Raw genomic sequence first — 19,827 nt, 5'->3', positions numbered from 1 at the left:
GTGCCTCAGCGCTGGAAGTCATACAGCGAACCGACGCGCAGGATCTGCGTGAGCGCGTCGAGCGCCGTGCGCGACTCGTCGAGCAGCGCCGGATCGGCGAGGTCTTCCGGTGCGAGGCGATCGCGATAGTGCTTGTCGATCCACGCGTCGAGCGACGCGAACAGCGTATCGTTGATCCACACGTTCGACGTGACGGCCGCGCGCTCCGCTTCGGTCAGCACGACGCGCAGGCGCAGGCACGCGGGGCCGCCGCCGTTCTTCATGCTTTCGCGCAGGTCGAACACGAGCACGTCGTGAATCGGGCCGTTGCCGGCCGCGAGCTGGTCGAGATAGGCGGCGACCCTCACGTTCTCGCGGCATTCCTGCGGCACGACGAGCACCTGCGAACCGTCCGCGCGCGACAGCAGCTGACTGTTGAACAGGTACGACGTCACCGCATCGTTCACGCTCACGGCCGCGTCCGGCACCTCGATCACGTTCAGGCGTGCGCCGCGCGCGTCGAGCGCGGCGGTCAACGTGTCGTAGATCGCCTGCTTGTTGACGAACGCGCGCTCGTGCGTGAACAGCGTCTCGCGGTTGCCGACCGAGATCACGTCGTTGTGGAACACGCCCGCATCGATCACGTCCGGATCCTGCTGCGCGTAGACCGTCGCTTCCTCGGCGAGCCCGTGACGATGCGCGACCGCGCGGCTCGCCTCGAAGGTCTGACGGGCCGGGAAGCGCTTCGGCTCGGGGCCGCGGCGGTATTCGGCACGGCCGTACACGAAGAACTCGATACCCGGCTTGCCGTATTCGGCGCAAAAACGCGTGTGGTTCGCCGCGCCTTCGTCGCCGAGCGCCGGCGTGCCCGTCAGCGCTTCATGCACCGCGAAGTGCGCGGGGTCCGCAAACAGCGTCGACAGCGTGCGGCGCGTCGCTTCGTGCTCGATCGCGCGATGCAGCTTGCTGCACAGGTTCGCCGGCGTGAAGTGCACGCGGCCGTCGCTCGTATCCGCCGACGGGCTGACGGTGGCCGCGTTCGCGGTCCACATCGCCGACGCCGAGCTCGCCGCGGCGAGCAGTTCGGGCGCCTGCTTCGCGGCCTTCGCGATCACGTCGGCGTCCTTGCCGGAGAAGCCGAGCTCGCGCAGCAGGCGCAGCGACGGCCGCTCCTGCGGCGGCAGCACGCCTTGTGCGAAGCCGAGATCCGCGAGCTGCTTCATCTTGCGCAGCCCTTGCTTTGCGGCGGCCTTCGGGTTCGCGGCCGACTTCTCGTTGTTCAGCGACGCCACGTTGCCGAACGACAGCCCGGCGTAGTTGTGGGTCGGGCCGACGAGTCCGTCGAAATTGGCTTCTTGTGCGTTCATCGTCGCTCCCTCGATCAGAAATGGAGGCCCGGCGACAGGCTCGCGGGCAAAGTCAGTTGCGTGCTTTCCACCGACGCCATCGGATACGCGCAATAGTCGGCCGCGTAGTACGCGCTCGGGCGATGGTTGCCCGAGCGGCCCGTGCCGCCGAACGGCGCGGCGGACGACGCACCGTTGGTCGGCCGGTTCCAGTTGACGATCCCGGCGCGGATCGTGCGGCGGAAGTGCTCCCACACCTTCGCGTCGTCGGCCAGCAGGCCCGCGGACAGGCCGAACGCCGTGTCGTTCGCGCGCTCGATCGCGTCGTCGAACGTCGCATAGCGGACGATCTGCGCGAGCGGGCCGAAATGTTCCTCGTCGGGCAGATTCGCGACGCCCGTCACGTCGACGATCGCCGCGTTCACGAAGCCGAGGCGCGGATCGCGCTGCGTCATCGCGACGATCGGCTTCGCGCCCTGCTCGATCAGGCGCGACTGCGCGTCGACCAGCTTCGCGGCCGCGCGCGCCGAGATCACCGCGCCCATGAACGGCTGCGGATCGGCGTCGAACACGTCGGCGGTGATCTTCGACGTGACGTCGGCGAAGCGCGCGAGGAAGCGGTCGCCGAACGCGCCCTGCGGCACGAAGATGCGGCGCGCGCACGTGCAGCGCTGGCCGGCCGACAGGAACGCCGACTGGATCGTATGATGCACGGCCGCGTCGATGTCCTCGACTTCGCCGATCACGAGCGGGTTGTTGCCGCCCATCTCGAGCGCGAGCACGATTTCCGGACGGCCGCCGAACTGCTTGTGCAGCAGCGTGCCGGTATCCGAGCTGCCGGTGAAGAACAGTCCGTCGATCTGCCGATGGTTCGCGAGCGCGATGCCGGTATCCTTCTCGCCCTGCACGAGGTTCAGCACGCCGGCCGGCAGCCCGGCTTCCTTCCACACTTCGACCGTCGCACGCGCGACGCCCGGTGCGAGCTCCGACGGCTTGAACACGACCGTGTTGCCGGCAATCAGCGCCGGCACGATATGACCGTTCGGCAAGTGGCCGGGGAAGTTGTACGGGCCGAACACCGCGACGACGCCGTGCGGCCGGTGACGCAGCACCGCGACGCCGTCGGCCATGTCCTGGCGCTTCTCGCCGGTGCGTTCCTGGTATGCCTGGATCGAGATGCCGACCTTCGCGGCCATCGATGCGACCTCGGTGCGCGCTTCCCACAGCGGCTTGCCCGTCTCGCGGCCGATCGCGGTCGCGATCGCTTCCTTGCGTTCGGTGAGCAAGGCGGCGAAGCGCTTGGCGATCTCGCAGCGGGCTTCGAAGTCGAGCGCCGACCAGCCGGCGAACGCGCGGCGCGCGCTCGCGACCGCACGGTCGACGTCCGCCGCCGACGCACTTTCGCCCTGCCAAGCGATCGCGTCGGTGCCCGGGTTGCGCGAAGCGAAGACGGGGCCCGAGCCTGCGACCCAGGCGCCGTCGATGAAGAGTTCCGTCATGATTCGTTTATCCCTGTTTGACTTTGAGCGGCAGCACGCGAACCGGATCGCCGGCCTTCACGTCGAGCGCGACGGCATCGTCGGCCGACAGCACGAACGCGCCGTTCGCGACCACGCCCGGCGCGACGCCGACGCGGAAATCCCCGAGCGACGTGTTCGACACGAGCGACTTCGGCGGATGGCCGCCCTGCGCGTCATCGGTTGCATCCGGCACGCCGATCGCGACCGGCACGACGACGCTCTCGCGCACCGTGCGCAGGTCGTTGACGTGGCATTCGAGCACGGGGCCCGCATCGAAGATGTCGACGTGGTTCTGGTAGCGCAGCCCTTCCGCTTCGAGCATCTTGCGGGCCGGCAGCGTGTCGCGGTGCGTGAGGCCGACCGCGTCCTGCGCGTCCTGCGGCAGCAGGTCGACGTACACCGGGTAGCGCGGCATCAATTCCGCGAGGAACGCCTTGCGGCCGTGCGAGCTGAGGTAATCGGCCGCGTTGAAATCGATCTGGTAGAAGTGCGAACCGACCGCGCGCCAGAACGGCGACGTGCCGTCTTCGTCGAAGTGGCCGCGCAGTTCCGCGCAGATGCGTTCCGGAAAGCGGTCGCGGAACTGCGCGATGAACATGAAGCGCGAACGCGACAGCAGGCCGCCGACGCCGCCCGTGCGATAGCGCGGGCTCAGGAACAGCGAGCACACTTCCGCGTAGCCCGTCAGGTCGTGCGAGATGTTCAGCGCGGACATTTTCGTCCACACGCCGAGCTCCTGACTCGCATGCACGACCGTGCTCACGCGATAGTTGTAGAACGGCTGCTCGAGGCCGACCTGCGTTTCGATCCCGCACACGCCCGCGATGTCGCCCGTCTTCGATTCTTCCATCACGAAGAAGTAGCCGGCTTCACCGGGTGCCGCCCGGCCTTCGAGCGTGCGGCGCGAGCGTTCGATGCGCGCGGCGAGCGCGTCGCGGTCGGGCTTGAACGTGGTCAGGCCCGGCCCGGTTTCCTGCGCGAGCGACACGAGCGCGTCGACGTCGCCCGTTTGTACGACCCGAACGACGATCATGCTGCCTCTCCCGTCAAATCTTCATCGCTGCGGCGATGCAGCGGCACGCAGCGCACGACATCGCCTTCCTTCACATCGAGCGCCGCGCGCACGTCGCCGGCCAGCGGCGCCTGCGCGCCACGCGAGTCGGCCGTGTCGCCCGGCAGGTCGGCCAGCACGCAGCGGAACGATTCGCCGCTGCCCGTCGACACCATGTACGCGACGTCGCCCTGCTGATGCGCGGCCTCGCGCACGACGCGTTCCGAGCCGTGCTTCACGCACGCGGTGCGGTCGACCTGCGCGGTCAGCACCGGGCCGGCGTCGAAGATGTCGACGAAGCGGTCGGGCTCGAAACCTTCCTCGAGATGGATGTCGTACGCGAGCAATGCCGTTTCGTTCGGCTCGCCGAGCACGCGCTGCGCGGCTTCCGGCAGCAGCGGCACGTAGAGCGGATAGGCCGGCATCACTTCCGCGATGAACGTGCGGCTGCGGCCGCCCGATGCGATGTCGACGTCGGTGAAGTCGCGGCCGAAGAACTTGCGGCCCACCGCTTCCCAGAACGGCGATCCGCCGGTGCCGTCGCTCACGCCGAGCAGCAGCGTGAACACTTCCGGCGTGAATCGGCGGCGGTTCGCGGCGATGTACATCATCCGGGCGCGCGAGATCAGGTGCGCGGCCGCGTCGCCGCGCAGCGACGGATCGACGTAAAAGCCCGCGAGCCGGCTCTTGCCGGTCAACTCGTGCGACATCGTGAGCGCGTGGATCTTGCGGTTCACGTGCAGCTCGCGCGACGCGTGGATCAGTGCGTCGTTGCGGAACGCGTAGAACGGCTCCGAGTAGCCGGCCGCGGCCACGATGCTCGCCGTGCCGAGCAGTTTGCCGGTCGACGAATCCTCGAGCACGAAGAGATAGAACTCCTCGCCGGCGAAGTCGACGTCCGCGCGAAACGAATCCTCGGAGAGCGCCACACGCGCTTCGAGCGCCGCGCGGTCGTGCGGCAGCGAGTGCAGGACCGGTTGCGCGGTGCGCGCCATGTGCGCGAGCGCATCGAGATCCGTGAGTTTGCCGGGGCGAACAAATAGCATCGTCGTTCCTGTCTGCGATGGGGGCGCCGATCAGCGCGCGGTGGCTTCCTGTGCGGCGAGCACTTGTTCGACTGCCTTCTCGAAGCGCTTCATGCCTTCGTCGAGCAGGTCCAACGGGATCACCAGCGACGGGACGAAGCGCAGCACGTTCGGGCCGGCGATCAGCATGATCAGGCCTTGCTCGGCTGCCGCGTTGACGAAGTCCTTTGCGCGGCCGTCGAATGCGGCGGTGAGTTCCGCGCCGACCAGGAGGCCCTTGCCGCGGATGTCCTTGAAGATCCCGAAACGCGCGTTGATGCGTTCGAGCGCGCCCTTCAGGCGCACACTGCGTTCGCGCACGCCTTCGAGCAGTGCCGGTTCGCCGATCAGTTCGACGACCTTGTCCGCGATCGCCGACGCGAGCGGGTTGCCGCCGTACGTCGTACCGTGCACACCGACCTTGAAGTGCGCGGCCAGCTCGTTCGTCGTCAGCATCGCGCCGATCGGGAAGCCGTTGCCGAGCGCTTTCGCGGTCGTGAGGATGTCCGGCGTGACGCCCGTGTCCATGTAGGCGTAGAACTGGCCCGTGCGGCCCACGCCCGTTTGCACTTCATCGAAGATCAGCAGTGCGTCGTTGGCGTCGCACGCTTCGCGCAGTGCCTTCAGGAACGCCGGATCGGCCGGGATCACGCCGCCCTCGCCCTGCACCGGCTCGACGATCACGGCACAGGTTTTCGGGCCAATCGCGGCCTTCGCGGCTTCGATGTCGTTGAACGGCAGGTGCTTGATGCCTTCCGGCACGGGGCCGAAGCCTTCCGAGTATTTCGGCTGGCCGCCGACGCTGACCGTGAAGAACGTGCGGCCGTGGAACGACTGCACGAACGACACGATTTCGAATTTGTCGGCGCCGTGGCGATCGAATGCGACGCGGCGCGCGAGTTTCAGCGCGGCTTCGTTCGCTTCCGCGCCCGAGTTCGCGAAGAATGCGCGATCGGCGAAGGTCAGCGATTCGAGGCGTTTCGCGAGGCGCAGCACCGGCTCGTTCGTGTAGCCGTTGCCGATGTGCCAGAGCTTGCGGCCTTGTTCGTCCAGCACCTTCAGCAGTTCCGGATGGCCGTGACCGAGCGACGTCACGGCGATGCCGCACGCGAAATCCACGTACTCGCGGCCGGCCGTGTCCCACACGCGGGAGCCCTCTGCGCGATCCGGCACGAACGGGGCGGGGGAAAATACCGGCACCATCACTTCGTCGAATGTCTGGCGGGTCACGGTCGAGGTCGTCATGGTCGTTCCTTTCGGTTTCGTAAGAGGGTTCAACAGGATCAAGTTTAGGTAAGGGTGACGCAAGCGTCTTGCGGAATTGCGACGGGTTCTATCGGAAGGTTTTGGTTTTTGCCCTTCTCGGGGGGAGTTGCTGCCGCTTGGCGGTATTTTGGGGCTTTTGCTGGTTTGGCGGTCCGCTTGCGTTTTTCGTGAAATGCCCGTAATCGTGTCGGTCTATTAGCGTCGCGGGCCTGTCAGGAATTTTGTGTTTAAGGCATAACATGCTCCCAAGGAGAGTGTATGCCTCGCAAACCGAAAGCCCAGCCGGCAGTTCTGCCGGCGATTCCGGCCGAGCTGCTTGAACAGTTCGGCAACGGTCCGATGACGGCTGAAGCCATCAATGCCGCGACGCTGGCGCTCAAGAAGGCGCTGATCGAGCGTGCGTTGGGCGGCGAGATGAACCATCATCTCGGCTACCCTGCCGGAGCTGCCAAGCCGGCCAACGTCACGAATCAGCGCAACGGCAAAGGGGCCAAGACGGTTCTGACCGAAGACGGGCCGATCCGCATCGAGGTGCCGCGTGACCGCGACGGCAGCTTCGAACCCATCCTGATTCCCAAGCACGAACGGCGCTTCACCGGCTTCGACGACAAGATCGTCGCCATGTATGCCCGAGGCATGACCGTACGCGAGATCCAGGGCTTTCTGCTGGAACAGTACGGTACCGAGGTCTCGCCCGACTTCATCAGCTCCGTGACCGACGAGGTCATGGCCGAAGTGACGGCCTGGCAGGCCCGACCGCTCGAGCCGATGTATCCGGTCGTGTTTTTCGACGCACTGCGGGTCAAGATTCGTGAAGACGCCGTCGTACGCAACAAGGCGGTGTACCTGGCGCTGGGCGTGCTGCCCGACGGCACCCGGGAGATCCTGGGCCTGTGGATCGAGAATACCGAGGGTGCCAAATTCTGGATGAAGGTGTTCAACGATCTGAAGACGCGCGGCGTTCACGACATCCTGATCGCGGTCACTGATGGTCTTAAGGGCATGCCCGAAGCGCTGGCGGTAGTGTTTCCGGCCACGACGCTGCAAACCTGCATCGTCCATCTAATCCGCAACAGCCTCGATTACGCCAGTTGGAAAGACCGCCGCGGATTGGCCGCCGCGATCAAACCGATCTACGCCGCTCCCAGCGCGGAAGCCGCTCAGGCCGAACTCGATGCGTTTGCGGATGGTCCGTGGGGTCAGAAATTCCCGACCGTCAGTAGCGCGTGGCGCAACGCCTGGGATCGCGTGATCCCGTTCTTTGCGTTTCCGCCGGGTGTGCGCAAGATCATCTACACGACATCTACACGACAAACGCGATTGAAAATATCAACTCGCAACTGCGCAAGATCATCAAGACCCGTGGTCACTTCCCGACCGACGAGGCCGCCACCAAACTCATCTGGCTGGCCTTGCGCAACATCACCGCGAATTGGGGAAGCGCTGCTCATGACTGGAAGACGGCCATGAACCAATTCGCTATCCTTTACGCAGATCGATTCGTTCGGCCTTCCGTGTAATTACTCCACCCGCCTTGAACACGGAAATCCTGACACCCCCAGCGTCGCCCCTGCGCGGGGCAGCGGTCACTTTTCTTTGTCTTGCCAAAGAAAAGTAACCAAAAGAAAGGCGCCCGAAAACGCATGACCTCCCGGTGCCATCGCCACCAGAGTGGTCCGCACAAAAGTGTCCGCGCCAGTCACGAACCCGGAGTGGTTCGAGCAATGGTTCCGACACCACTCACCACACCACGGAGCGGTATACCGCCCGCTAGCTCCGTCCTCGCTTCGCTCGGCCGACAGGTCCATCCCCACCCATGCCGGCATCGCCCATCCTTGCAAGGAACCGACCCGCAGGAAATTTGCTGCGCCCGCGAGAAAATTGGGGGCCGCAAACACGTCGCTATCGCGAGAACACCGATGTCGAACGATCCGGCCACACAAATATCGAGAGCAGAAAAAGTGCCTGGCAGTCGACTGATCGTGGAGAGGCGCGAACGCCCCGCCCGCTCGGAAGTACTTTGCAGCCGAGCGTAGCGAGGATGGAGCTAGCGGGCGGTATACCGCTCCGTGGTGTAGTGAGTGGTGTCGGAACCATTGCTCGAACCACTCCGGGTTCGTGACTGGCGCGGACACTTTTGTGCGGACCACTCTGGTGGCGATGGCACCGGGAGGTCATGCGTTTTCGGGCGCCTTTCTTTTGGTTACTTTTCTTTGGCAAGACAAAGAAAAGTGACCGCTGCCCCGCGCAGGGGCGACGCTAATAGACCGACACGATCGCGGGTATTTCGCGAAGAACGCAAGCGGACCGCCAAACAAACCAAAACCAAAACCAAACCAAAACCAACCTCAATCCTTCCCCCGCTCGACGAGCGCCCCTCCCCGAGGTTCACTGCCCCCGCCGGTCTGCTTTTCGAGCCAGGCTCGCCGATCCTCCCGCGGCGTGACGCCAAATCTTTCGCGATAGGCATTAGAAAAATGCGCAGCAGAAGAAAACCCACAGGCGAGCGACACTTGAACGACGGACTTACTAGTCCGCTGCAACTGCGTCCTCGCCTTGAGCAACCGAAGATTGAGGTAATACTTGGAGGGCATCGCCCCGAGATACTGCCGAAAGAGCCGCTCCAACTGTCGGCGCGACACGCCGACCAACCCGGCGATCTCATCGGTCGTCAACGGATCCTCGACATTGGCCTCCATCAACAGCAACGCGTCATTCAACCGAGGATGCCGCTCGCCCGGCGCCGTAACGAAAGGAATCCGCTGCCGCTCCTCGCCGCTGCGCAGCGCCCCGACCCCGAGCGCATCGGCGATCCGCTCCGCGAGGTCCGCCCCATGTTCCCGGCCAATCATGGCCAGCATGAAATCGACGGTCGCCTGCCCACCGGCACAGGTCGCTCGATCGCGATCGATCTCGAAGATCTGCTGCGTGACGATCGACCGCTCGAACTGCTCGGCGAACTGCTGATACGTCTCCCAGTTCACGCTCACGCGATACCCGGAAAGCTGCCCCGCCATCGCGAGCCACCACACGCCGTGGTGAATGCCGGTCACCACGGGCGTGCGCTGCCCGACCCGAGCGAGACTCGCGAGAAACAACCGGTAATCGGCAAACTGCTGGAACCGCTCCGACACCACGATCAACCAGTCGCACGCAATCGCATCGTTGAACGCCGCATCGGCATGCCATTGCGCGCCGCCCGCGAGCGGCACCGGCCGCCCGTCCCACGAACACACCTGCCAGCGGTACAAAAGCCGCCCGTCGATCTCGTTCGCGAGATTCAGCGCATCGACGATCGGACCCACACCCGACATCGACACGGGCGGCAATGCAACGATCGCCACCTGCATCGTGCGGGTGGCGCCTGCGGGACGGGACACCGGTACCACGGCTGAAACCTGCCCCGTCGCGTTACTTGAGGCTGCCCGACAGGAACTGCTTGAGCCGCTCGCTCTGCGGGCGCACCAGCACTTCCTTCGGATCGCCCTCTTCCTCGGTCCGCCCCTGATGCAGGAACATCACGTGGTTCGACACGTTGCGCGCGAATCCCATCTCGTGCGTGACGACGATCATCGTGCGGCCTTCCTCGGCCAGCTTCTGCATCACCTTCAGCACTTCGCCCACGAGTTCCGGATCGAGCGCGGAGGTCGGCTCGTCGAACAGCATCACGTCCGGATGCATCGCGAGCGCACGCGCGATCGCCACGCGCTGCTGCTGGCCGCCGGACAGATGCGACGGATACTGCTTCTCGACGCGCGGCGCGAGGCCGACTTTCTCGAGATACGCGCGCGCACGCTCCTCGGCGTCCTTCTTCGAAATGCCGAGCACGTGCACGGGCGCTTCCATCACGTTCTCGAGCACGTTCATGTGCGCCCACAAGTTGAAATGCTGGAACACCATCGCGAGCTTCGTGCGAATGCGCTGCAGCTGCTTGTGATCGGCGACTTCGAGCGCGCCGGCGCGGTCGGTCTTCGTGCGCACGGCCTCGCCGTCGACGACGATCTGCCCCGCATTCGGCCGCTCGAGGAAATTGATGCAGCGCAGGAACGTGCTCTTGCCCGAGCCGCTCGCGCCGATGATGCTGATGACGTCACCGGCCTTCGCGTTCAGTGACACGCCCTTGAGCACCTCGTTGTCGCCATAGCGCTTGTGGATGTCGAGCGCCGCAAGCTTGGTGGCAGCGCTCGTTTGAGTGATCTCGGCCAACTGGCTCTCCTCGAGTGAATTCAATGACGGGCGGCCGCGAGATACGCAAGCCAGTGGCGCTCCGCGCGGCGAAACGCCGCGACGAGTGCGAAAGATACCGCAAGATAGAGCAGCGCGGCGATCCCGAACGACTGGAACGCCATGTAGGTCGCGGAATTGGCATCGCGCGCGACCTTCAGGATGTCCGGCACGGTCGCCGTGAACGCGACGGTCGTCGCGTGCAGCATCAGGATCACCTCGTTGCTGTACAGCGGCAGCGCGCGGCGCAGCGCCGACGGCAGGATCACGCGGCGGTACATCGTGAACGGCGTCATCCCGTACGCGCGCGCCGCCTCGACCTCGCCGTGCGGGATCGCCCGGATCGCACCGGCGAAGATCTCGGTGGTGTACGCGCAGGTATTCAGCGCGAACGCGAGGATCGCGCAATTGAAACCGCTGCGGAAAAACGCGTCGAGCAGCGAGTGCGAGCGCACGAACTCGAGGCTGTACATGCCCGTGTACATCAGCAGCAACTGCACGTAGAGCGGCGTGCCGCGGAACACGTACGTGTAGAACCGCACGGGCATCGACACCCACTTCTTCTTCGACACGCGCGCGACCGCGAGCGGCACCGCGCACACGAAGCCGAACGAAATCGACGCAACGAGCAGCCACAGCGTCACCGCGAGGCCGGACAGGCGCTGGCCGTCCCAGAAAAGGAACGCCTTGCCGAATTCCTGGAGGATCTCGATCATAGTTCTGCGTGCCGCACGCCCATGGAATAACGCTTCTCGAGCTGGATCAGCACGAGGTTGGAGACGGTCGTGATCGCGAGATAGATCAGCGCCGCGACGAGGATGAAGAAGAACATGTTGAACGTGCTCTTGCCGGCGTCCTGCGCGGCCTTCACGACGTCCGCGAGACCGATGATCGACACCAGCGCGGTCGCCTTCACGAGCACCTGCCAGTTGTTGCCGATGCCGGGCAGCGCAAAGCGCATCATCTGCGGAAACATGATCCGCGCGAACACGCGCGCGCCGCTCATCCCGTAAGCCGCGCCGGCTTCGAGCTGGCCGCGCGGCACCGACAGGAACGCGCCGCGAAACGTCTCGGTGAAGTACGCGCCGTAGATGAAGCCGAGCGTCAGCACGCCGGCCACGAATGGATCGATGTCGATCTGGTTCCAGCCGACGAGGTCGGTGAACTGGTTCAGCCAGATCTGGATGCTGTAGAACAGCAGCAGCATCAGCACGAGATCGGGCACCGAGCGGATCAGCGTCGTATAACCGGTCGCGATCGCTCGCAGCACCCGGTTGTGCGACAGCTTCGCCACCGCGCCGATCAGCCCCAGCGCCACCGCGGTGGCGAGCGACAGCACCGACAGCTCGATGGTCTGCACGGTGCCGGCCCAGAGGACAGGACCAAAGCCGTAAAGGAACACGCGCGTCTCCAGAATTGAATGAATGCCGACGCGTATGCGTGTCCCGCGCCGGGCTGACGCGGATAGTCGCAAGCGAAATTGATTGCCTCAAATCACCGTGCGCGCGGTTGCTGCGCCGCAGCAATTCGTCCCGCCATTTGTGTGTACGGCCTACGCCACTGTTTCAAAAGGGAAAAAACCGCTCCCTGACAGTCTCATGACACGCCGGGAAGCGGGCTTTTTGCAATTTTCCGGTCGCTTTTTCGATATAGCCGCGAACCGGCCATCGAGCCGAATGGGCATGTCCGGACACACGCCACACAATCGCTCGCTCATGCCCGCGACGCGATGCGCGCCAATTCGATGTCAGCCGCGGCGACGCGCTATTTTCGCATCTACAAAAACCTCTTGCCACCTCATGTTTTCGCATCCACAATTAGTCGAAATTCCGTTCATTTTCGACGATGCCAAGGATCTGTCGAACCGACTGAAACACGGCATATCGCTGCGAATGGCCGAATTCGCCGAGTGGGAAGCAGCGCGCGTGTGGCCGGACGTCCGTCGCGATTACGGCGAGGCACGCTGGATCTGTCTGGTGCCGATCGGCACGCGCCTTCACACGGCGATCGTCGTCCCGCGCGGCCGCGCGCTGCGTATCGTCAGCCTGCGAAAAGCCAACAACCGAGAGATGATTCGATATGAAGAAGGCGGTTAAATTCATACGCAACACGCCCGAGGAAGAAGCAGCGATCGCACGCGGCATCGCCGCCGATCCGGATGCCCATGAACTCAGCGACGAAGAAATCGATGCGATGGAGCCGTTCGTCGAGGTCGTCGCGAAGAAGTTCGGGCGCCCGAAGCTCGAGCACCCGAAGGAGCAGGTCAGCATCCGCTACGACGCCGACATCCTCGCCGCGTTTCGGGCGGACGGCCCCGGCTGGCAGACGCGCATGAACGACGCGTTGCGCGACTGGCTGAAAAAGCGCCGCGCGTGAACGTCACCGCCCTTTCAGGATGTCGGAGCGCGAAGTCGTATAGACGAGCCCGTCCGGGCCGAAATGGACGTTGAAGAACGCGTCGGTGTTGACGCCGTCCTCGAGCCAGCGCCAGCTCCAGACCGTCTCGGGCTTCAGCGGATATTGCGCGATGTCGCCGGGCTTGCCGAGCAGGCGTCGCACCTCGTCCTCGTTCATCCCCGGGCGTACTTTCGCGAAATTCTCGGCGGTCAGCACCTGCGTCGCGCCCGTATAGCGCCCGTTCGCATCGAGGTCGACGAACCAGGTCTGGTTGCCCATCGGGCCGCGCGGATATTCGAGACGCTTCGAGCCGTCAGTGAACGTGCGCTCGGTCTCGGGCTTGCCCATCGTGCCGCGCACATCGGCCTCGGTCGATTCGCCGACCTTCAGCCCCTTCAGCAGCAGCGGCGCGGGCTTGATCGCGTTGAAGAAGTCCCTGATACGTTGCACGTTGAACTCGCCTTGCTTGTCGTCGCAGCCAGTCAGCACCAGCGCGGCGGCCAGCATCGTTACTGAAAGCAGCCGGAAACGGAAGATCATCGGAAGGAATGCGCGTGGAGAAAACACGCGGCAAGGATACCCGCGCGGCGCCAAAAGCGCGAGACGGGCCGCGCGGCCCGTCTCGTGTTCAATGCGTCGTTTCGGTTTCGGTCCGGGTTTCGGACGCCCGGTTCGCCGGCGGCGGCGTGCGCGGCCCGGCCGGCGGCACGCCCAGACGGCGGCGCGTGCGCATCAGCTCGGCAAGCTGCCACGAGCCGAGCGCGAGGCAACCGAACAGCACCTCGCGGCCGCGCTTGACCACCGCGAGCGACAGCGCCGCCTCGCGGTCGACGCCGAACATCTGCGCGAGCAGCACGACGGTCGCTTCCTGCACGCCGAGCCCGCCCGGCACCATGAACGCCGCATGCCGCACCGCCTGCGTCATCGCCTCGATCGCGATCGCGCCGCCGATCGACACCGGGTGGCCGAGCAGCGCGAGCGCCCAGTAGATCTCGAGCGCGCCGAGCACGTAGCCGGCCAGTTGCCAGAAGAAGGTGCTGAACAGCAGGCCCGTGCGCGACATCAGCGAATCGATGTCGGCGTCGAGTCGGCGACCGTCGACGCCCTGCAGCAGCCGGTGCGAATCGCCGAGCAGGCGGCCCGCGAAACGCTCGATCGCATGGAAGATACCGCCGCGCCGCATCAGCACCACGCCGAGCACCGGCAACGGCAGCGTCAGCAACAGCGCGAGGCCGATCGTGCCGCCGCCCATGTTGTCGGTCGTCGCGAGCAGCAGCACGAGGCCGAGCGCCGCGAACGCATACTGCACGACGATCGTCACGAGCACCTCGACGATCACCGACGCAGTCACACGGCTCGCGTCGGGCACCTGCCAGCGCGCGAGCCGGATGCCGACGATCTCGCCGCCGATCCCGACCACGGGCAGCAGCCGGTTCACGGCCTCGCGCACAGTCGCGATCCACCAAAGGAACGGCAGCGAGCCGCGCCGGTCGAGCAGCAGGTGCCACCCGTACGCATCGAGCAGCAGCGGAAGCGCGTGGAACGGCACCAGCCACAGCAGCGCGTAGCCGGCGCGCGCAAGCATCTGCGATACGTCGCCGATGCCTTCGTGCAGCCCCAGCGCGAGCAGGATGCCGATGCCGATCGGCCAGCCGAGCCACTTGATCCACTTGATCCACTTGCTCATGACAGCTGCGCTCCCGGTGCGCGCGACGCGTGCGCGCCGCGCCGTGCCGCGGGCTCGCCGAACACGTCGGCAAAGCCGCCGGTCGCGACGCCCGCCGCCTTCAGCGCGGCGGCGACGCGCGGCGACAGCAGCGCATCCAGTTCGTCGGCCGGACGGTAGCCGGCCATCGTCGGCGTGATCGGGCCGTCGCCGGCTTCGGCCGGATGGCAGTAGATCTCGCCGACGCCCGGCGGGAGCTTCGCGAGCGCGTCGAGCAGCACGGCCTCGTCCATCGCGCCCGTATGCTCGATGCCGACCACGTAGTCGTTGTGCGCGAGCCCGGCCCGGTCGAGCCGCGCGCGCACCAGCGCGATCCACGGCTTGAGCAGCGCGGGCGCGCTGGTTTCGTACGGCAGCCGCACCGCGCGCAGCCCGTAGTCGCGGCCGATCTCGACGATCATCGACAGCACGGTCGGATGCAGATGGAAATGCTTGTGCGCGTTCACGTGATCGAGCGGCAGGCCGCTCGCCGCGAACGCATCGAATTGCGCACGGATTTCGCGGCGCAGTTGCGCACGAACGTGCGGCAGGAAGAAGAAGCGACAGCCGTCCTTCGCCATCGCGTCGCCGAATCGCCCGTCGGGGCCGACGAGCGCGGGAATGTCATGCGCGGGCAGCGTGGCCGGCCCGTCCGCGAGCACCAGATGCATGCCGACCGCGAGCGACGGCAGTCGCCGCGCGCGTTCGATCGCATCCTGCGCCGCGGGCGCACCCACCATCAGGCTGGCGGCGTTCAGCACGCCGTCGCGGTGCGCACGCTCGACCGCCGCGTTGACGCGCGGATGCAGCCCGAAGTCGTCCGCGGTGAAGATCAGCGCCCTCGCCGCCCGCTGCGTCGCCACGAATCAGGCCTCGTGCGCGCGCAGGAAGCGGAAGAACTCGACACCTTCGCGCAAGCGACGCTTCATCATGTCCCAGCTCGTCAGCATCTCGCGCACGATCTCCCAGATCTTCGACGGACGGAAGTAGAACTGGCGATAGAACTGCTCGAGGTGGTGATAGATCTCGTCGCGCGACAGATGCGCGTAGCCGATCGCCGCGAGCTGCACGCCTTCCTTGCTCACCAGGTTGATGGTCTTGTTCTCTTCCATCCAGCCGTTTTCCACGGCCTGCTTGTAGAGCGTCGTGCCCGGATACGGGGCGGCGAGCGAGACCTGGATCGTGTGCGGATTGATTTCCTTCGCGTACTCGATCGTCTTCTTGATGGTTTCCTGCGTCTCGCCCGGCAGGCCGAGAATGAAGGTGCCGTGGATCTTGATGCCGAGCTTCTTGCAGTCCGCGCTGAAGCGGCGCGCGAAATCGGTGCGCACGCCCTTCTTGATGTTCACGAGGATCTGGTCGTCGCCCGATTCGAAGCCGACCAGCAGCAGGCGCAGGCCGTTTTCCTTCATGATCTTCAGCGACTTGTACGGCACGTTGGCCTTCGCGTTGCACGACCACGTCATGCCGAGCTTGCCCAGGCCAACGGCGATGGCTTCGGCGCGCGGCAGGTCGTCGGTGAAGGTGTCGTCGTCGAACATCAGCTCCTTCACTTCCGGCATGTTGTCGCGGATCCACTTCGCTTCCGCGAGCACGTTCTCGACCGAGCGCGTGCGGTAGCGATGGCCGCTGACCGTCTGCGGCCACAGGCAGAACGTGCAGCGCGACTTGCAGCCGCGGCCCGTGTAGATCGATACGTACGGATAGTTCAGGTAGCCGATGAAGTAGTTGTCGATCTTCAGGTCGCGCTTGTAGACGGGCGCGACGAACGGCAGTTCGTCCATGTTCTCGAGGATCGGACGCGCTTCGTTGTGCTCGATCGAGCCGTCCTTCGCGCGCCAGCTCAAGCCCTGGATCTCGGGGAACGGCTTGCCTTCGGCGATTTCCTTGCAGGTGTAGTCGAATTCCTCGCGACACACGAAGTCGATCGCGTCGCTCGCCGTGAGCGAGTTGTGCGGATCGACCATCACCTTCGCGCCCACCATGCCGACCAGCATCGTCGGCTTCATCTTCTTGAGATCCTGCGCGAACATCGCATCGGTCGGGAACGACGGCGTGCTCGTGTGAATGATCACGAGATCGTAGTCGTTGGCGATTTTCAGCGTCTCGTCGACCGACAGGCCGTCGGCCGGCGCATCGACGACGCGGCTGCCCGGCACGAGGGCGGCCGGCTGCGCGAGCCAGGTCGGATACCAGAAGGAACGGATTTCGCGCTTCGCCTGATAGCGCGAGCCGGCTCCGCCGTCGAAGCCGTCATACGAAGGGGCCTGCAAGAACAGCGTTTTCATGAATGCTCCGGTAGCCTGCATAGTTCGTTTCGTTACAACGAATCAGTCAAAAAACCGCGGCCGCCATGCCGGCGCCCGCCTCTCTGTCATGTCGCGCCGCGCGGCTTCGCCTGCGACGCGCTCGGCCCGCGGGCCGGTTCGATCGACGGCCCTAGCGGCCGTCCACTGCTTCCACGGCCGCCGTCGCGCGTTCGCCGCCGACGACCGTCATTCTCGCGCCGCGCCACACGACGTGCGTGCCGAACGCGGCCGCGAGCCACTCGAGCGCGAGCAGCGTGTCGCGCACCGCGACGAGCGGCAGGTCGCGCCAGAACGCGCGCCAGCCGTCCTCGCCGCGCGCATGCAGCACGAGCCGCCCGAATGCGCCGACCGCGGCCGCGCCGCCCGCCAGCCAGCCGGCGAAGGTGCCGTCGAGGCGCAATGCGAGTGCCGCGCCGATCGCGAGCCACGGCACGGTAAACGTAATGAACAGGAACGCGAAGCCGGCCGGGTTCAGCGAACGAATCGTGCGCAGCCAGCGCGTCTCGCGGTGCCAGAGCGGCCCGAACGACGGTTCGATCACGTCGGTCGCGACCTCGACCTCCGACAGCACGGTGCGCCGCCCGAGGCGGCGCGGCAGCTCGGCCAGCCAGAAATCGTCGGCCAGCTCGTCCTTCAGCGCGAAGAGACCGCCGATCCGGTCGAGCGTGTCGCGCGTGAGCGCGAGCGTCGCGCCGAAGCCGAAGCGGCTCGAGCGGCCGAGGTGCGTGATCCGCACCGACGGCGCGAACCAGGCATCGACGAACTGCGCGCCGATCCGCGTCCAGAAGCCGCCGACGCTGCGCGCATGATACAGGCACGTGACGACCCCGACCGACGCGTCGGCGAGCGGCGCCGTCACGCGCTCCAGATAGTCGGGCTGCACCGCGATGTCGCTGTCCGCGATCACGATGCGGCCGTATTTCGCGCGCGCGGCGAGATTGATCAGGTTGCTGACCTTCAGGTTCTTGCCATGCACGCGCGCGTCGATCACGAGCGTGATGTCGCACTCCGGATGATCGGCGCGCAGCCGCTCGACGATGGCGATAGCCGGATCGGCGGACGATGCGACGCCGAACAGCACCTCATGGCGAGGATGGCGCTGCACGCAGAAGGTCGCGAGATTTTCGTACAGGTGCGGCTCGGCGCCGCACAGCGGCTTGAGCACGCTGACCGGCTCGAAGCCGTCGCGCGCCGCCGTGCGCGGCGTGCGCGGCCGCGGCGCGAAGGCCGCGACGAGCGCATAGCCGGCCGCGGCCAGCGTGAACGCGATCAGGAGCCAGTCGAGCAGCGTTGCGGTGGGCGTCATGCGCGACGCCTCCCGGCGACCTGGGCGCCATGGCGAACGCTCGAACGTGATTGAGCGTGATGCGGTTTTCCGACAACGACGAACGCGGGCACGACCCGACTCCTTGTTCCAGCAGCGTCTGTAATGGGGAGGCACGACCCGTGGTTCGGGTTCGGCCATGCCCGGCTTCGCGTGGCGTATCCCCGCGCAGCGCCAGGACGGCATGCGGGAAGACTCGAATGGCTCCATCGGCACAACATGGGCAGGCGCCGGATTTTAGCAGTCCGCGCCGCCCTGCGCTCGGCGCTACGAGAAACGGACTAGTGCGATTCCGGCAAAGCTGAGCGGTCGACGAACCCGATCGGTCCGGCCACGTTCACGTTAGCGTAAGCACTTTGCAGGCGTATTGCAGTCTTGAAAATCAAACGTTTCGTGCAAATTTGTATGTCGATGCGGTTTCATTTCCAATCGCCGTAAAGTTTGGTAATTAATCAGTGATTAGATTGATTTTTGCAACGATCGCCGCAAGCAACCCTGCACCCCTGTAAGGCGCATGGGTATCCGCGCGCCGCCAGCACGTTCCGGAACCCTTTGGCAAAATCCTTGGCGTTTGTTGCGTAAGCGCATCACCACGCCACCCCGTTTCGAAGGCCTTCCGATGACACCTTTTTCCGTACTCGATCTCGCCCCCATTCCGGCCGGCGCCGACGCCTCGCAAGCGTTCCGTAATACCGTCGATCTCGCGCAGCATGCGGAGCGCTGGGGCTACCGGCGCTACTGGCTGGCCGAGCATCACAACATGCCGGGGATCGCGAGTGCGGCCACCTCCGTCGTGATCGGCCACGTCGCGGGCGCCACGCAGACGATCCGGGTCGGCTCGGGCGGCATCATGCTGCCAAACCATGCGCCGCTCGTGATCGCCGAGCAGTTCGGCACGCTCGCGTCGCTGTATCCGGGGCGCATCGACCTCGGTCTCGGCCGCGCGCCCGGCACCGACCAGACCACGTCGCGCGCGCTGCGCCGCGACCTGATCGGCAGCGCGGACTCGTTTCCGGACGACGTCGCGGAGCTGCAGCGCTACTTCGCGGAGCCGGTACCCGGCCAGCGCGTGCGGGCGGTGCCCGGCGCAGGGCTCGACGTGCCGGTGTGGCTGCTCGGCTCCAGCCTGTTCAGCGCGCAGCTCGCAGCGATGCTCGGGCTGCCGTTCGCGTTCGCGTCGCACTTCGCGCCGGATTATTTGATGCGCGCGCTCGAGATCTATCGCGCGCAGTACCGGCCGTCGGCCGCATGGCCGAAGCCGCATGCGATGGTCGGCGTCAACGTGTTCGCGGCCGAGACCGACGACGAGGCACGGCGCCTGTTCACGTCGCTGCAGCAGCAGTTCATCAACCTGCGGCGCGGCACGCCGGGCAAGCTGCCGCCGCCCGTCGACGTGCTCGAGGCGAACGAGCTCGAACTCGCGACCGTCGCGCACTCGCTGTCGTTCGCGGCAGTCGGCTCGCGCGACACGGTGCGCGACAAGCTGCGCGAGCGCATCGCGCAGACGGGTGCCGACGAGCTGATCGTCACCGCGCAGATCTACGATCACGCCGCGCGGCTGCGCTCGTTCGAACTGACCGCGCAGATCCGCGACGAACTCGCGAACGAGACAAGCTGACGGCGCGACCGCGCCGCCGGCCGC

17 protein-coding genes and 1 pseudogene are annotated in these 19,827 nt (G+C 65.8%); 4 read left to right on the top strand and 14 right to left on the bottom strand.

The features are described from left to right. Positions 1–5 precede the first annotated feature (5 nt). Genes astB through CFB46_RS09765 form a run of 5 tightly spaced genes read right to left on the bottom strand, consistent with a single transcriptional unit; the run spans position 6 to position 6,205 of the window. Complete coding sequence (gene astB, locus CFB46_RS09785) at positions 6–1,346, bottom strand: N-succinylarginine dihydrolase (RefSeq protein WP_089499860.1); 1,341 nt, start codon at positions 1,344–1,346, stop codon at positions 6–8. A 14-nt stretch (positions 1,347–1,360) separates the two neighbouring features. Further along, on the bottom strand, positions 1,361–2,824 hold the full coding sequence (gene astD, locus CFB46_RS09780; RefSeq protein ID WP_027783984.1) for a succinylglutamate-semialdehyde dehydrogenase: 1,464 nt from the start codon (positions 2,822–2,824) through the stop codon (positions 1,361–1,363). 7 nt (positions 2,825–2,831) lie between these two features. Then, positions 2,832–3,878, bottom strand: a complete 1,047-nt coding sequence (astA, locus tag CFB46_RS09775; protein ID WP_027783983.1) for an arginine N-succinyltransferase — start codon at positions 3,876–3,878, stop codon at positions 2,832–2,834. Then, positions 3,875–4,942, bottom strand: coding sequence for an arginine/ornithine succinyltransferase subunit alpha (gene aruF, locus CFB46_RS09770; protein WP_089499859.1), 1,068 nt, complete (start codon positions 4,940–4,942; stop codon positions 3,875–3,877). Before aruF ends, astA begins: the two co-directional genes overlap by 4 nt. Positions 4,943–4,972: 30 nt before the next feature. Continuing rightward, the gene (locus CFB46_RS09765) at positions 4,973–6,205 is read right to left on the bottom strand and encodes an aspartate aminotransferase family protein (RefSeq protein WP_027783981.1); all 1,233 of its coding nucleotides are present in this window, start codon (positions 6,203–6,205) and stop codon (positions 4,973–4,975) included. Positions 6,206–6,484: 279 nt separating this feature from the next. On the opposite strand from CFB46_RS09765, the pseudogene CFB46_RS09760 reads away from it, so the two are divergent. After that, positions 6,485–7,746: pseudogene (locus tag CFB46_RS09760) on the top strand (IS256 family transposase). An 828-nt stretch (positions 7,747–8,574) separates the two neighbouring features. On the opposite strand, the gene CFB46_RS09755 reads toward CFB46_RS09760, so the two are convergent. The 4 genes from CFB46_RS09755 to CFB46_RS09740 are packed head-to-tail and all read right to left on the bottom strand — an operon-like array spanning position 8,575 to position 11,852. After that, entirely contained in the window at positions 8,575–9,615 is a 1,041-nt protein-coding gene (locus CFB46_RS09755; protein ID WP_027783980.1) for a GlxA family transcriptional regulator, read from the bottom strand. Positions 9,616–9,637: 22 nt separating this feature from the next. Beyond that, positions 9,638–10,432, bottom strand: a complete 795-nt coding sequence (locus CFB46_RS09750) for an ABC transporter ATP-binding protein (protein WP_027783979.1) — start codon at positions 10,430–10,432, stop codon at positions 9,638–9,640. A 20-nt stretch (positions 10,433–10,452) separates the two neighbouring features. After that, on the bottom strand, positions 10,453–11,166 hold the full coding sequence (locus CFB46_RS09745; RefSeq protein WP_089499858.1) for an ABC transporter permease: 714 nt from the start codon (positions 11,164–11,166) through the stop codon (positions 10,453–10,455). Continuing rightward, on the bottom strand, positions 11,163–11,852 hold the full coding sequence (locus tag CFB46_RS09740; protein WP_006488734.1) for an ABC transporter permease: 690 nt from the start codon (positions 11,850–11,852) through the stop codon (positions 11,163–11,165). Before CFB46_RS09740 ends, CFB46_RS09745 begins: the two co-directional genes overlap by 4 nt. Before the next feature lie 397 nt (positions 11,853–12,249). On the opposite strand from CFB46_RS09740, the gene CFB46_RS36855 reads away from it, so the two are divergent. Beyond that, the gene (locus CFB46_RS36855) at positions 12,250–12,546 is read left to right on the top strand and encodes a BrnT family toxin (protein ID WP_027783977.1); all 297 of its coding nucleotides are present in this window, start codon (positions 12,250–12,252) and stop codon (positions 12,544–12,546) included. Continuing rightward, a complete protein-coding gene (locus tag CFB46_RS09730) occupies positions 12,530–12,826 on the top strand; it encodes a BrnA antitoxin family protein (RefSeq protein WP_027783976.1) in 297 nt (98 codons plus the stop codon). Before CFB46_RS36855 ends, CFB46_RS09730 begins: the two co-directional genes overlap by 17 nt. 3 nt (positions 12,827–12,829) lie before the next feature. Here CFB46_RS09730 and CFB46_RS09725 read toward each other — a convergent pair whose 3' ends face one another. The 5 genes from CFB46_RS09725 to hpnI all read right to left on the bottom strand — a co-directional run bounded on the left by CFB46_RS09725 (position 12,830) and on the right by hpnI (position 18,167). Then, the gene (locus CFB46_RS09725) at positions 12,830–13,387 is read right to left on the bottom strand and encodes a hypothetical protein (RefSeq protein WP_027783975.1); all 558 of its coding nucleotides are present in this window, start codon (positions 13,385–13,387) and stop codon (positions 12,830–12,832) included. A gap of 88 nt (positions 13,388–13,475) precedes the next feature. After that, positions 13,476–14,534 (bottom strand): lysylphosphatidylglycerol synthase domain-containing protein, encoded by a 1,059-nt coding sequence (locus CFB46_RS09720; RefSeq protein ID WP_089499857.1) that lies wholly within the window; start codon positions 14,532–14,534, stop codon positions 13,476–13,478. Continuing rightward, positions 14,531–15,415 carry a hopanoid biosynthesis-associated protein HpnK gene (gene hpnK / locus CFB46_RS09715; RefSeq protein WP_089499856.1) on the bottom strand — a complete coding sequence of 295 codons (885 nt, stop codon included), beginning with the start codon at positions 15,413–15,415 and terminating at the stop codon, positions 14,531–14,533. The genes CFB46_RS09720 and hpnK overlap by 4 nt, the downstream gene beginning before the upstream one ends. Positions 15,416–15,418: 3 nt before the next feature. Then, positions 15,419–16,861 (bottom strand): hopanoid biosynthesis associated radical SAM protein HpnJ, encoded by a 1,443-nt coding sequence (gene hpnJ / locus CFB46_RS09710; protein ID WP_373558184.1) that lies wholly within the window; start codon positions 16,859–16,861, stop codon positions 15,419–15,421. A gap of 130 nt (positions 16,862–16,991) precedes the next feature. Beyond that, a complete protein-coding gene (gene hpnI / locus CFB46_RS09705; protein WP_027783971.1) occupies positions 16,992–18,167 on the bottom strand; it encodes a bacteriohopanetetrol glucosamine biosynthesis glycosyltransferase HpnI in 1,176 nt (391 codons plus the stop codon). A gap of 637 nt (positions 18,168–18,804) precedes the next feature. Between hpnI and CFB46_RS09700 the strand changes: the two genes are divergently transcribed. After that, entirely contained in the window at positions 18,805–19,803 is a 999-nt protein-coding gene (locus CFB46_RS09700) for an LLM class flavin-dependent oxidoreductase (protein WP_089499855.1), read from the top strand. Positions 19,804–19,827: the final 24 nt, after the last annotated feature.

Source organism: Burkholderia sp. HI2761 (genome assembly GCF_002223355.1).
GTDB lineage: Bacteria > Pseudomonadota > Gammaproteobacteria > Burkholderiales > Burkholderiaceae > Burkholderia.
The sequence above is the reverse complement of the archived record's forward strand: the minus strand, read 5'-3'. Positions and strand labels throughout refer to the sequence as shown.